We start from the raw sequence: 13,514 nt of genomic DNA, 5'->3' as shown, positions 1-13,514 counted from the left end.
AATTCAGCTAAACCAAGAGCGTAGCCTGTATCGAATCCCTGAGTTTTGCATCGACTTCCACCTCCTCAGCAAATTCTCTCCATCTCCGAATAGCGGATTTGACCTGTTCGAACTTTTCCTCTGGCTTTTTGATATTCATCTTTCTGGCAACCTCCAAAAAATCAGCGTCCGTGATTCCTTCTCTTTTTCCATTGACTTGAAGCGACTGAGAGCTCACCCATAGACTTCCGGGGCGATACGCATAGCAAATGTCATATGCAGGTGAAAGCGTCCATTTTCCACTTTTATCCATCAGAAAAGCAAAGTTTTTGGTGTGGTCGTCACAGTTTCGAGACAGGACATTGAACACCATCCGAATGAACATTTGCTCCGCTTCGGGATAAGAGAGACGCAGCATCCGCATGGTCTCAAAGACTTGCTCGTAGCTAAACATTCCTACTTGGTTGAAGTCAAAATGCCTTAATCCGCACAAACTCTGCATGTGGATTTTTCCTTCGGTGGTACGGTCAAAACGCTTGGTCATAAAATGTGCTCGATCGTTTTCTTCCAAAATCCGACATTCATTCATCTCAACTCCTGCTTCCAAAGCCATCAGGTAATAGGCCATTTCCACTCGACCATAACCTACCGAAGCCCCGAATTGACTGTCAGTCACTCCGTCAAACTTGATCAACCAATGTGAAAATCCTGACGGAGTCTCTACCTGACCACTTTTGACTTCTCCGGTTTCAGGATTGAAAGCGATCACAGCCTTAGCTCGAGCACCTCCTGCCGATGTTCCAATCTTTAGGATATCTGCCAAAGCAGCTTCCTCTTCTTTCGAAATATCAGTTTGAAAGTCTTCTCTCGAATTCAGGATTTTATTAGCGATGCCGACTAAGCTGTCGATCTCCAGATTGGTAGCAGTATTGGATTCACTTCGCAATGAAGGCTTAATTTCCAGAGCACCAACACCGCGTTTACCAATAAAGCAAAGCAACTCCACGGGGTTAAGGCTATCTGTTGGCCGTCCATTTTGCACCAGCCAAGCATTAATGAGTTGGTTTCCATACTTGTCGGGCAGCATATCTGCCAACAGCCCCGGAAGTCCCCGGAATGTATCAAACCCATCATTTCGACCCCGTCGGATCTCCGGGAAAGCATGCAGTTTCTTCCCTTGGCTCAGCGGCATAGTGATCGGTGCAATATCCCATCCCGAGCGCAAAAATCCGGGATCAAACTCAAATCCAGCCAATTGCTCTGCCTCATCCCACAATACCGCACCGGCAAGCTTACCCCAAAGCCAAACTTCAGCTGCGATTACCATTCAGATGGAGGATTATCAGCGGCTATGTCTGAATCTGAATTACGAACTCGCTGCCGCTCATATTTCTTTTGAAGCTTAATGTAATCGAGCGGACGAATCTGCTGTCTCACTTCAAATGCCTCCAATAACTGTAACTCATTCAAAACCCGCAAAACCTGAATCAGGGTGATGAGATTGACCTTCTCACCTCGCTCCAAAAGACTCAGCGTGGACCTACTGATACACGCCTCCACAGCCAACTGATCTTGGGTCTTATTGAGGGCCATACGCTTCTTTTTGATGAAATCTCCGATCATCTGGAGAATGGCCATATCGGATAACTGGGCTACATTCATGACTTATATTTCATTCATTAATATCAAAAATACAATCTAATGAATGATAAATCAAACTTTATTGAAATTTATTTTGAAAGATATAAGACGCTAGATACTAGAAGCAAGACACTAGAGGCAAGAGACAAGGTTAGGTGCTAAACTTTGATTTCAAAATCTCAAAAAATGAAAAAAATTAATGAATTATTAATCATTCATTAAAATCAAATAAACTAATTAATGAATTATTAATCATTCATTAAAATCAAATAAACTAATTAATGAATGCTTTATCATTCAAAAAAACTGATTCTTCATTGTATGGTTCTATGTGTCTAATACTACAAATCTCAATTCTTGTTTTTAGTACCTCAAATCTGGTCTTGATACTTGCTACTAGATATGTCTCGTCCTGATTTTACTTAACACAATATTTACAAATTAACCGAAATTGTTCAACCCTTTCAGGGTTGTTTGTTTACAAAAACGTCGTAAATCCGAAATCCGACTTCTAAAATCAAAAATTGTCTCCTCTAGCTTCTTGTATCTCGTCTCTTACTTCTGATCTTGATACTAATGTCTAACATCTTGATACTCTAAAAAAAACCTGCTCCACTTCCACTCCCAGTTCCAGCCCTTTTCTTCCAGCAGAATCGGATGATAAGCCATCGCAGCTTTCGCTGTGGATGCATTAAAAAAGCGTTGATCATCTGTCAGAATCGCAGTTTGTTCACCATCTCGAACAGTCCAAACCAAATCCATCACCGCTGAAGGAATCTGTCTGGAATAGCGATTATCTTCTGCTAAAAGTCGGTTTTTTAAACTCCAATCAATTTCAAATCCAGCAACAGCTACTTCGGGCGACGGAACTTCCCTTGTCAGACTTTGAGCTTTAACCCAAGTCAAAAACTCACGAAGCAAAGCCAAACCAGGATTATTCAACAGTCCGGGACGGAAATCCTCCGGTTCGATCGAACTGATTACATGCATCATTTTTCGAGCCCGCGTGATCGCTACGTTCAGCCGATTCTCTGCGCCGGATTTACCCAGCAAGCCAAAGTTGGTAATCAGCTTTCCCTCCCGGTTGGCAGCATAGCCCAAAGAAAGAATCACCTGATCAAACTCGTCTCCTTGGACATTTTCGATATTCCGAACTTTGACCTTATCTGATTGAATTCCAGATTTCCAGAGCTTTTCGCGGATCAATTCCATCTGAAAGTAATTCCCAGTCACAATCCCAATGGAATCTGATGGATCATTTTCTTGGATGGTTTTTACTTTTTCCACCACTGCATCAGCTTCGGTTTTATTCATCTGGCTTTCCCAGATTCCTTCTACTTTTTGCCAGGAAAATGGAGTCTTTCCAGCTTTGATCGTCAGATAATCAGGCAAAGTCTCCAGTTTATTATTGTAAAAATGTGAATTGGAAAAGTGAATCAACCCAGGATCCGCCGAGCGGTAATGACCTTTGAGTTGAATTTTCTCAAAGAAATGTCCTGCCAACTCCAACAGTGATTCAGCTTCATATTCCATCCCCTCTTCCTCAGATTCCCACTTCACCTGATAGAAATCTGAGGGCCTAAGTTGCTTGGAATCTCCGGCAACTACCACCTGCTTACCTCGAAGCATAGCCGGCAAACCCCGCTCCACGGGACATTGAGACGCCTCGTCAAAAATCACCAAATCAAAATTCTGCATCAATGGAAACAAGGCCGAAACCGTCTCCGGACTTGCCAGCCAACAAGGCAAAAGCCGAAAAACCTCCGAACTCAATTCTCCCGCCAGTTTACGAACTGACCAGCGCTGTCGCTTTTTGCTCACCTGATGCAAAAGTTCCCGATACGTCAGGCGATTGCCAAGTCGATTGAATTCTAATGGAACACAAACTTGCTCCCGAAGTCGAAGCAATGCCACATGCCTTGCAATCTTGCGCTTTTCTAGAATAGAGGTTTTGAGCTCCGTCATTTCCTCCGAAAGCTTCAGACTTCCTAGCTCAGAAAGCACGGGATTTCTTCGCTCCAATTCCCCAATCCAAGCTAGATTCCAGCCATTTCGAAATGCAGTGAGTTTATCATCGGCTTTATAGTCCGGGAATTGACTGTCGATTTTTGAGGCTAATTCCCTTTTCTCACTCCACCATTCATCAAGAAATCGATCAAAAGCCGTCAGTTCAGAAAAGGTCTGATTTAAAGTCAATTCGTTGTCTAGTGAAAGCTGAGTCAGCCCATTTTTAAGAATTTCGATGATCTGAGATTGACTCAACCAATGCTTCCAACTTTGGGCTGATCGCTCGAAATCATTGCTCCAGCTTGCGATTTTAATCAGCTGAGACTGGAACGAATTGAAATTCAAAGTCGACCAGTCAGTCAATTCATTAACTTCTTTCAAGTCCTTCCAGCTATTTTCCAAATCCAATACTTGCTTAATCAACACCAGTTGATAGGAAAGATTTTCTCTGGAAAATTGATCCCATGAGAAGCCTTGAACAGTTGTCAAATCATGATATTCATTTTGAAGCCGAATCCTTGTCTTAGCCTCCTTTTCAATTTGAGCAAGTAAATCAAAGTTGAATCTCAAACCATTCTCAGCCAATGTCTGAAAACTCATATGGAACTTCATTCTACTCCATGCGACACTAATTTTACCGAAATACGATTTCGATTTGGGAAGTAGAATTTCCAATTCCTTTATTAAAAGTTCAAGCTTCGACTTTTCTGAAAAAAGTGCCAATTTCAGTTCTGAAAGCTCATGTTCAGCATTTTCAATCCATTTTTGAATCTGATTCAGTTTTTTAATTTCCTTAGAATGAAAAATCAAGGGATAAAAAACTTCAGCATTTGGGATCAGATTTATGGCTTCCTTAAGCTTTAATATTTTAAGATTTGCCTCAGATGAATTCAGAATTGAACTTGAAAAATCTATCCAATTTTCTTTATCGAAATCAGCTGGAATGGTCATTCGAAAGCTCTCCGCCTCCTTCAAACTTTGACTAACCTTCGCAAAATCTGCTGGTTTCACCTCTGTAAAAGAAAGTCGTTCTCCCCAAAAAGTCTGCTTGTATTTTTGATTATACGCTTGAAAAATCTTGAACTCCTTTTCAAAATCAAGTGATTGCTGGTAATTCAACTTGAGCAAAAGATTGGAATCATGGATTGCTGGACTTTCCAAATTCGCACTTAGGTAGAGTGCTTTTATCGGAATTCCTGCGTACTGGTCCTGGTAAAGTTCTGTTCGAAGTGATTCAAACTTTTCCGATAATCGAGCAATCGTCCCGGAATGCTTCGAAATCTCCCGCTCAAGCTGGATGGAATCGATTCCCCGGTTTTGCTCTTGATAGTTTTCTATGAATTCAATCTGCTTCTTGATTTTCTCAAAGAGAATTCGATGATCCGCTCGATAATCATGGACCAAAGCCAAAAAATCTCCAAAGTCAGCTTTATCCATTCGATCAAAAACCACATCCAGAGCAGCACGTTTTTGGGAGACAACCAGCACTTTTTTTCCTCGTGCGATAAAGTCTGAGACCAAATTTGCGATCAATTGAGATTTTCCGGTTCCAGGAGGACCTTCCACCACTAGACTTTTGCCTTGCCTAACCTTTAGAAGTGCATTTTCTTGTGAAGCATCCAAAGGAAAGATCGGGAATAGCTGTTCCTCTCGTGGAATAGGTTGTGTCTCTCCTTTCGCAAAATAGCGCTCAAACAAATCCTCCAATGATTCTGAATCATGCGATGTTTTCAATTCCACATATTCCCGGAAAAGGAAATTACCGCTCTGGGCAAATTGGCCAAGAATGGCATAGGTTTTAAGACTGATCCTTCCGTCTTGAAAACGATCTTGATCGAGGCTGATTTGAGAAGAAGGAAAAGGAGCAAATTGATCCTCAAAGAGTGAAGAACTTAACTGAATCTGGAAGTTATCTGCTAAAATCTGATTAAGCTGAGTACGGAATTCCGTAGGATCCTCGGAGAGATTCCCAAGGTCTTCCTGAAGCTTTTCTTCGTCAATTTCCTTTTGATAGGCATGTCGATAAGCCAAAAGAAACGCGGGATTCCATTGCCAAAAATCAGCTATAATCAGCCACCAGAAATCTTTTTCCCGCTTCAACTGTACTGGAAGAAGCAAAATTGGAGCTCGAAGAATTTGACCATTAATCAATTTTCCCTCTACAAAAGGCCAAGCCAAAAACAAGCTTTGGTCGCCCGTTTCCTCCTGAGTCAATTGATCTCGAAATGCGAGTCGGGATAGATTTTTGGAAAGCTGATTAGTCTCTCCCATTCGAGGGTCGGCTTCCGGAATTAACTGAATCCGTTTTTTTCCCTGAATGATCTTTCGAAGAATTTCAAATGCCGGTTCATTGTTGAGAAAATCCAGTTCCCTCAATTCGACCTTTCCCACCCCATCCACTTTTGGCAAATACATTGACCTGTTTTTGGACGAAAGGTCAGTCAGCCGATTGATGTAATTCTGGAAGATCGATTCAGCCATTTATTTTAAAGGTGAATCCTTTTCTTTGGCCATCTCTCGGTAAACCACTCCATCCATGAATTTTGGTGCCCATTTGTTAAAAAATACCGCAAGTTTGCCTTGGGTAGTCAGTACAAGATCTCTTTTGCGCTTCATGGTAGCCTTCAAAATTTCTTCAGCTACTTCCTCAGCGGTCATCATTTTTCCCTCGTCCCGAGGAGATGCTCCTTGTGCTTCACCATGTGCCGTAAGCGCATTATTCCGGATATTTGAAGCTGTAAAACCCGGTGCTGCAACCATTATGTGAACACCCTGATTCATCACTTCTGTCCGTAGCGATTCAAAAAAACCGTTCATTGCAAACTTACTCGCTGTATATGCAGTCCTTGCAGGAGTGCCTCTGAAGCCATTGATTGAGGAAATTCCGATTATCGAACCCTTGGATTTAAGAATTTCTGGAAGGCAAAATTTGGTAGCGTAGACCGTGCCCCAAAAATTGGTATCCATGACCTTTCGGAAAACTTCCAAGTCCAAATCCTGAAAAAGCGCCCGCATAGAAATCCCGGCGTTATTGATCAAAATGTCGATTCTACCGAAAGCTTTGATCGCTTCATCGGCCATTCTTCTATTGTCAGCTTCGGATCCTGCATCAGCCAGAACAGCCAAAACCTCGATTCCTATGCTCTTTAATTGTTTTGAACTCTGGTCAAGCTTTTCTTGGTTGCGTCCGGTGATTACGATTTTTGCTCCTTCTTTTCCAAAGGTGAGCGCACAAGCTTCACCAATACCGGAAGTTGCACCTGTGATTATGACGACTTTGTCTTTGAGCTTCATGGGTATACTTTCGATTGTAAAGATAAGGAATCGAAGGAAAAGGAAAGATTTAAGGAAGGTATTCTCATCGTATTCCAAATAAATAGCATCGAATTAAAAACTCGCCAAGAATACTTGTAATCAAATCGCCCCGCTGGGGCTCTGGTCAACTTTCACTAGAATTGATTATCTACAAGAAAAACGCACCGCTGGTGCTAAAATCAAAAGTCAAATTTATAGGCCAATTTTGTAATCGTTAAGCTGTTTTAAAATTGAAATCTGTTAAAAATTAGCCTCAGAGAGGCGATTTGATTGAAATAACATGGATTACCAGATGAGTGTGAGCTTCAGAGAAGCGTTTTAAGAGGATTACAAGAAAAACGCACCGCTGCTGGGAGTGGTTTTTTACTCCATCAGAGAAGCCGATGATCATTCATCCTCATAAAATTCAAATAAGTATTCGTCTTTATATTCGATTTCAAATTTTTTCAAAAAGCTGATGTATTCTTCTCGAAAGGATTTTTTCCGATGATGCTCTTCTTGATTTAAAATGTATTGATAAACCCTGTCGAGCTGAGACCTTGAATAGGAAAAAACTCCATAACCATTTTGCCAGTCAAATTTTCCTAGAACCCAGTTTTTGTCCTTTAGAAAATGATTTGAATCTGTTTTCAAATCTTTGACGAGGTCTGAAATCTTTTTGTCAGGATTCAAACCAACTAAACAATGTACGTGATCAGCTACTCCATTTACTATGATAGATTTATGACCTTGATTCTGAATCATCGATGCCATTACTTTAAAAAAGTCTTCTCTGAACTCCTTTTTCAAAAAACTCTGCCGCCCCTTTACTGCGAAAATGATTTGTACATAGACTTGGTGGTAGGTATTTCCCATGGGATTTAAAAGGTTTGAATGAATTTAATTGAAAAACAATATTGAGGAAAGAGAAACTATAAAGAAGGCTTTCTCTGTTTTAAAAAGCCGAAAGATCTTCTCCGCCTTTTTCCCTAATTTTGCGGCCATGTCGCGAAAAATGAAAAATAAGGTCATTACCAACCTACAGATCGAGCGAATCGCATCCGAAGGGAAATGTGTTGGCCATCATGAGGGAAAGGTTGTTTTTGTGTCCGGTGTCGCTCCAGGAGATGTGGTCGATGTTCGAATCACAAAGGGGAAAAGCTCATTTATGGAGGGAGAAGTGGTTCATTTCCATGAATTTTCTAAAGACAGAATCGAACCGTTTTGCTCGCATTTTGGTACCTGTGGAGGTTGCAAATGGCAACATATTCACTACGACTTACAGAAAGACTACAAGCGTCAACAAGTGGTGGATCAGTTTCAGCGGATCGCAAAAGTGCCGATTCCTGAGGTGATGCCAATCTTGGGTTCTACCAAAACTCAATACTATCGCAACAAACTCGATTTCACTTTTTCCAATAAAAAATGGCTTACTCTCGAGGAAATCAGATCCGAAGCAGAATTTGATCGCAGTGCTTTGGGATTCCATATTCCAAAAATGTTTGACAAAATCATCGATGTCGAACATTGCTATTTGCAAGGTGGACTCTCGAATGAAATCAGAAACGAACTCAGAGATTTTGCGCTGAAAAATCAGTTGAGCTTTTATGATATCCGTGGGAATGCTGGGCTACTCCGCAATTTGATTATCCGAACTACAACAACCAATCAAACGATGGTTATTGTGCAGTTTGGGGAAAATGACCCAGGTTCAATTAATCTGGTGATGGAGTTTTTGAAAGCAAAGTTTCCTGAAATCACGGCCTTGATTTACGTCATCAACACCAAAGGAAACGAAACTTACAACGATCTGGAATTGGTTACTTTCAGCGGCCTTCCCTACATCGAGGAAGAAATGGAAGGGCTAAAATTCAGAATTGGTCCCAAATCATTCTACCAAACCAACTCGGAGCAGGCCTACGAGTTGTATAAAGTTGCCCGTGAGTTTGCCGATCTGCAAGGCGATGAAGTCGTGTATGACCTGTATACCGGTACTGGAACTATCGCTAATTTCGTCGCTAAAAAAGCAAAACAAGTCATCGGTGTGGAATATGTCGAAGCTGCAATTGAGGATGCGAAACTCAATTCCCAACTGAACGGAATTGACAATACGCTCTTTTATGCCGGTGATATGAAGGACATTCTGAATGAGGAATTCATCTCTAATCACGCCGCACCGGATGTCATCATCACCGATCCGCCTCGCGCAGGAATGGATGAAAAAGTGGTGGAAATGCTGCTCAGACTTGAAGCACCCAAGATCGTTTATGTCTCCTGCAACCCTGCGACCCAAGCTCGAGATTTGGCGCTACTTGGTGAAAAATATCAGGTCGAAAAAGTCCAGCCAGTGGATATGTTTCCCCAAACTTATCATGTGGAAAATGTGGTACTTTTAACACTAAAAAAATGATTTCAGACTTCAACGATCCCGAACTAAGCGGAAAGTATTTGGGTACGATTACCAGCGATTTTGTAAAAATCTCAGACGTGCTAAAGGAAGCTTCCTACCAAATCCGTACACGAGGATTCTCTGATTTTCCGATTTTCCCCATTGCCAAAGACATGCAGCCCATCGGGAAAATCTTCATCGGCAAGGCCGAAAAAGACCTGGATTGGAATTACTTCGTCACCTACGTCGATGAGTTTGTCCAACGGACTTTGATCGCTGAGGAGGCCTTGGACGACTTCAAAAAAGCCTACAAAGACCCCGACGAATTCTGTTGTCTTTTCGTGATGGATGGGGCGTTTACTTCTTTTGTGTATATCCCATATCCAAATGATTAATTCAAAAATAGGCTTTACCTATCATTAAGGTAAAGCCTTTTTAATTACTGGCTTTCAGTCAGTAAAGTATAGTAACTTACAGCCATATCTAACGTGAATTCTTATCATTTTCAAAATCAGCGCAAAAGCTTACATTTAAGAAAACCACTTAAACCCTAACTCCTTGACTTCTAAGATTCTCCTTCAAGTTGAAAATGCACAAGTCCACCACCTCGGAAAAGTAACTTTTCAACACCTCAATTTCACTTGGGAAGAAGGGCAGCATTGGGCGATTATCGGAGATTCGGGTCGGGAACTTACCGCATTTTTAGAAACGCTGCTAGGCAGGACTCACCTTCCGGAAGGAAGAATTTCGAGACCGTTTTCCGAATCCTATACCTCCAAAAAAAATGAGGAAGGAAGTATCAACAGCTTTCGGGATTTGATGGCTTACGTCTCGCAGCAGTATCGATTTCGAAATAAATCCAATCTGCAGAACTTTTACTTTCAGCAGCGATTCAACAGTTCCGAGTCGGATGAAGCCGCTACAGTTCGGGAGTATTTGATCGAAAATTCGAGAACTGTTTCAGGAAATTGGAACTTGGAAAATGTCTCCGAATTACTTCGACTAACTCCTCTTTTGGATGAATCAATCCTCAAGCTTTCCAACGGAGAAACACGTCGCATAAGTCTAGCTTTGGGTCTTCTTTCCCAACCCAAAATTTATCTGATGGATCAACCTATGACCGGGCTTGATCAGGAAAGCCGGTCGGCTTTTGGGGATTTTTTGAAGGCAATAATTCAGAACGGTATTCACGTCTTGATTACAACTTCCTCTCATGAAATTCCAGATGGAATTACTCATATCGCAAAACTTGGCGATGGAGGAATCTCTGAAAAATGGACAAGAGAGGGCTATCCAATCGTCCAAAAAGAAAAGGCAAGTTTACCTTGGGATCTTTCTCTTTTGGAAAAACTCATCAGTCCAATTTCTCTATTTTCCGAGACAGTGATTGAACTGAAAGATGTGAGTATTCGATATGGGGAAAAGACAATTCTGAACCAAATCAACTGGAAGGTGGAATCAGGAGAGCAATGGCTGCTACGAGGTAAAAATGGATCGGGAAAGTCAACTTTGATTAGTCTTTTGATCGGTGAAAATCCTCAGGCCTACTCACAGGATTTTTGGCTTTTTGGAAGGAAAAGAGGAACAGGTGAAAGCATTTGGGAACTGAAAAAACCAATTGGATTCGTTGCGCCGGAGTTGGTTCGATTTTTCCCAGCCAACCAAACGGTAAGAAAAGTCATTCTCTCCGGTTTTTTTGACACCATGGGTTTGTTCAAAAAGACAACACTTGAACAAGAGTCAAAGACTCAAGATTGGCTTAGCCTTTTCCAATTAGAGGTTTTCGCAGACCTGCCGATTCAGCGCATTCCTCTGGAGCAACAACGCTGGGCTTTACTTGCAAGAGCCTTGATCAAATGCCCAACACTCCTGATTTTAGACGAAGCTTCGCAAGGAATGGATGAACAACAGCGTGAGATTTTTAAAGAAACAATTGGTAAAATATGCGAGCTTTGCCATGTCAGCCTTATTTATGTAAGTCATTACACCGAAGATATTCCTGAATCGGTGGATAAAACATTTGATTTAGGCTCCTGATTAATAGCTGCTTAATTTTAATTTAGTTCCAGACTTATCCTGGAAGGAATTCATTTTGAGTTAGGTGGGTTTGACATAGGCTGAGGAAGGATATTTCATGTTTTTTATTAATCAATTAGTAGATTACCCAAAGTAGAAATGAAATTTTTAGATATCATCCAAAAAATTAAAGACAACGAAAACCTCTCCTCACCTGAAGGAATGATTTTGTTTATAAATGAAATTAGACCTCCGAAGAAAGACCTCGATCAGGCCGGAAAAAATCTTCAAAACTTCATTCAATTTCTTCAAAAACATGAGTGGGAAAAGGAAGCGGTAAAATTGTATTTCAAGCATTTCATCAATTCCCGTCATCTCGTACCGCTTTTGACCAATTCTGGTATTTTGACCAATAGGGGTTTTTTCTCAGAGGCAACCGTCCGATTAAATTCAAAATTTTTACCCAGAGCCTATCAGGACACAGACCACTCCGCTACATTCAATGAGATTTTTCATCAGTCTTGGGATCATGAGTGGGTAACCAAAATACCAAGTGAAGATTGGGTTGCACTTTTTGAAGTATTGGGACTTCAGGAAGTGGATGATTTGGATCATTCCAATCAGGTATTTGGCCAATTGATCAATAGCATCATCGTTTTGTCGCAGCGTGTCGGTTCTTCAGGTATTGAACAGGATATTCTTTTAAAACTCCCTGAATTGCAAGAGTTTGACTCACCATTTATGGTGCAAAACAGGGAAATTTTCGGATATCTCAGTCAGGCACAGAATAGTGAAGATTTTGATCGATCTGATCAAAATGCCGATTACAAGCATATATTAGTCATGCTGAATCAATGCTCGGAATTCAGTGAAAGCATCCAGAAAAACAAAAGCAAATTTGGAGCTGACTTGCACCTGACTTACCTGCTGACACGATTAAATCAAAACATCGAGCGACTGAGAACCCTTCTAAGTTTGATCGTGAATTCTACAGAAAAAGCACCTTTCCAGGTAGAAATTGAATTGTTCAAAACACTTGTTAGAGCCGAAAACAAAAAAGATTCATTACGGGAACACTTTGAAATCAACATTCGCTCTATCGCCTTTCAGGTAACCGAACACGCCGGAAAGACCGGTGAACATTACATCGCCAATACCACAAAGGAATGGAAGAAAATGCTCTATTCTTCCATGGGGGGAGGTTTGATCGTAGGATTCCTCTCCATTATTAAGGTTCTCATATACTATTTAAGACTTCCGCTGTTTGGGGAGGCCTTCCTTTACAGCATGAATTATTCGCTGGGGTTTATCGGAATTCACGTCTCCCACTCCACACTTGCGACCAAGCAGCCGGCTATGACGGCTTCAAAGCTTGCCTCCGCTTTGGATGAAAAAGCCAAGACAAAATCCGAGGCTTTGGAAAATCTCGCTGAGGTCATTGTAAAGCTATCTCGTTCACAGTTTATCGCCTTTGTGGGGAATGTTATGATTGCTTTTCCTGTTGCATTTCTGATAGCATGGATTTACAATTATAGTACAGGAGGGCAAATCGCAGAGCCGGAGAAGGCTATGATGCTCATTAAAGAATTAGATCCATTCACCAGTTATGCGGTATTTCATGCAGGGATTGCAGGGGTATTCTTGTTCTTGTCAGGATTGATTTCGGGATATTATGATAATAAAAGCATCTACAACAAGATTCCACAGCGGATTATAAATCACAATTTTTTAAATAAATACTTAGGCAAAAAAAGAACAGAAAATTTCAGTTCGTATTTGGAATTCAATCTGGGAAATCTGGCTGGGAATTTCTTCCTGGGAATATTCTTGGGAACAATGGGAACCGTCGGAATTATCCTTGGATTACCTTTAGATATCAGGCACATCACTTTTGCATCCGGAAATTTCGGTTTGGCCTTCGTTTCTGTTGGCGACCAATTATCCCAAAACGAGATTGCACTTACAATTTTTGGGATTGTATGTATCGGATTGATGAATTTTCTGGTCAGCTTTTCACTGGCGATTTTTGTAGCTACTAAATCGCGTGGGGTCAATTTTAACCAGCGAAATGAGCTGTTACGAATTCTTATCAATTGGTTTGCACTAAAACCCTCCCATTTCTTTTTTCCACCGAAAATCTTAAAAACTAATGAAGATCAGGAAATTGCTGCTGAAAAAGAAGATTGAA

Annotated in this window: 9 protein-coding genes; 4 read left to right on the top strand and 5 right to left on the bottom strand. The window is 41.1% G+C overall.

Going from position 1 to position 13,514, the window contains the following annotated elements:
- Positions 1–7: 7 nt before the first annotated feature.
- From ACK4HU_RS07315 to tnpA, 5 genes are all read right to left on the bottom strand, one after another.
- The gene (locus ACK4HU_RS07315) at positions 8–1,306 is read right to left on the bottom strand and encodes a type II toxin-antitoxin system HipA family toxin (RefSeq protein WP_409804895.1); all 1,299 of its coding nucleotides are present in this window, start codon (positions 1,304–1,306) and stop codon (positions 8–10) included.
- Positions 1,300–1,641: a helix-turn-helix domain-containing protein gene (locus tag ACK4HU_RS07310; protein ID WP_409804893.1), complete on the bottom strand. Its 342-nt coding sequence runs from the start codon at positions 1,639–1,641 to the stop codon at positions 1,300–1,302. Before ACK4HU_RS07310 ends, ACK4HU_RS07315 begins: the two co-directional genes overlap by 7 nt.
- A gap of 552 nt (positions 1,642–2,193) precedes the next feature.
- Positions 2,194–6,108, bottom strand: a complete 3,915-nt coding sequence (locus ACK4HU_RS07305; protein ID WP_409804892.1) for an AAA domain-containing protein — start codon at positions 6,106–6,108, stop codon at positions 2,194–2,196.
- Positions 6,109–6,921 (bottom strand): SDR family oxidoreductase, encoded by an 813-nt coding sequence (locus ACK4HU_RS07300; RefSeq protein ID WP_409804890.1) that lies wholly within the window; start codon positions 6,919–6,921, stop codon positions 6,109–6,111.
- A gap of 408 nt (positions 6,922–7,329) precedes the next feature.
- Positions 7,330–7,797 carry an IS200/IS605 family transposase gene (gene tnpA / locus ACK4HU_RS07295; RefSeq protein WP_409804888.1) on the bottom strand — a complete coding sequence of 156 codons (468 nt, stop codon included), beginning with the start codon at positions 7,795–7,797 and terminating at the stop codon, positions 7,330–7,332.
- A 127-nt stretch (positions 7,798–7,924) separates the two neighbouring features.
- Here tnpA and rlmD point away from each other — a divergent pair, with 127 nt between their 5' ends.
- The 4 genes from rlmD (at position 7,925) to ACK4HU_RS07275 (ending at position 13,513) form a co-directional block, all read left to right on the top strand.
- Entirely contained in the window at positions 7,925–9,331 is a 1,407-nt protein-coding gene (gene rlmD, locus ACK4HU_RS07290) for a 23S rRNA (uracil(1939)-C(5))-methyltransferase RlmD (protein WP_409804885.1), read from the top strand.
- A complete protein-coding gene (locus tag ACK4HU_RS07285; protein WP_409804883.1) occupies positions 9,328–9,705 on the top strand; it encodes a hypothetical protein in 378 nt (125 codons plus the stop codon). Before rlmD ends, ACK4HU_RS07285 begins: the two co-directional genes overlap by 4 nt.
- Positions 9,706–9,868: 163 nt before the next feature.
- Positions 9,869–11,347 (top strand): ATP-binding cassette domain-containing protein, encoded by a 1,479-nt coding sequence (locus ACK4HU_RS07280; protein WP_409804880.1) that lies wholly within the window; start codon positions 9,869–9,871, stop codon positions 11,345–11,347.
- A 138-nt stretch (positions 11,348–11,485) separates the two neighbouring features.
- The gene (locus tag ACK4HU_RS07275; protein ID WP_409804878.1) at positions 11,486–13,513 is read left to right on the top strand and encodes a site-specific recombinase; all 2,028 of its coding nucleotides are present in this window, start codon (positions 11,486–11,488) and stop codon (positions 13,511–13,513) included.
- The last annotated feature ends 1 nt before the right edge of the window (position 13,514 follow it).

The sequence above is a fragment of the Algoriphagus sp. genome (assembly GCF_046296635.1).
Taxonomy (GTDB): Bacteria; Bacteroidota; Bacteroidia; order Cytophagales; family Cyclobacteriaceae; genus Algoriphagus.
Note: the sequence above shows the minus strand (reverse complement) of the source record. Positions and strands in the feature narration are given on the sequence as shown.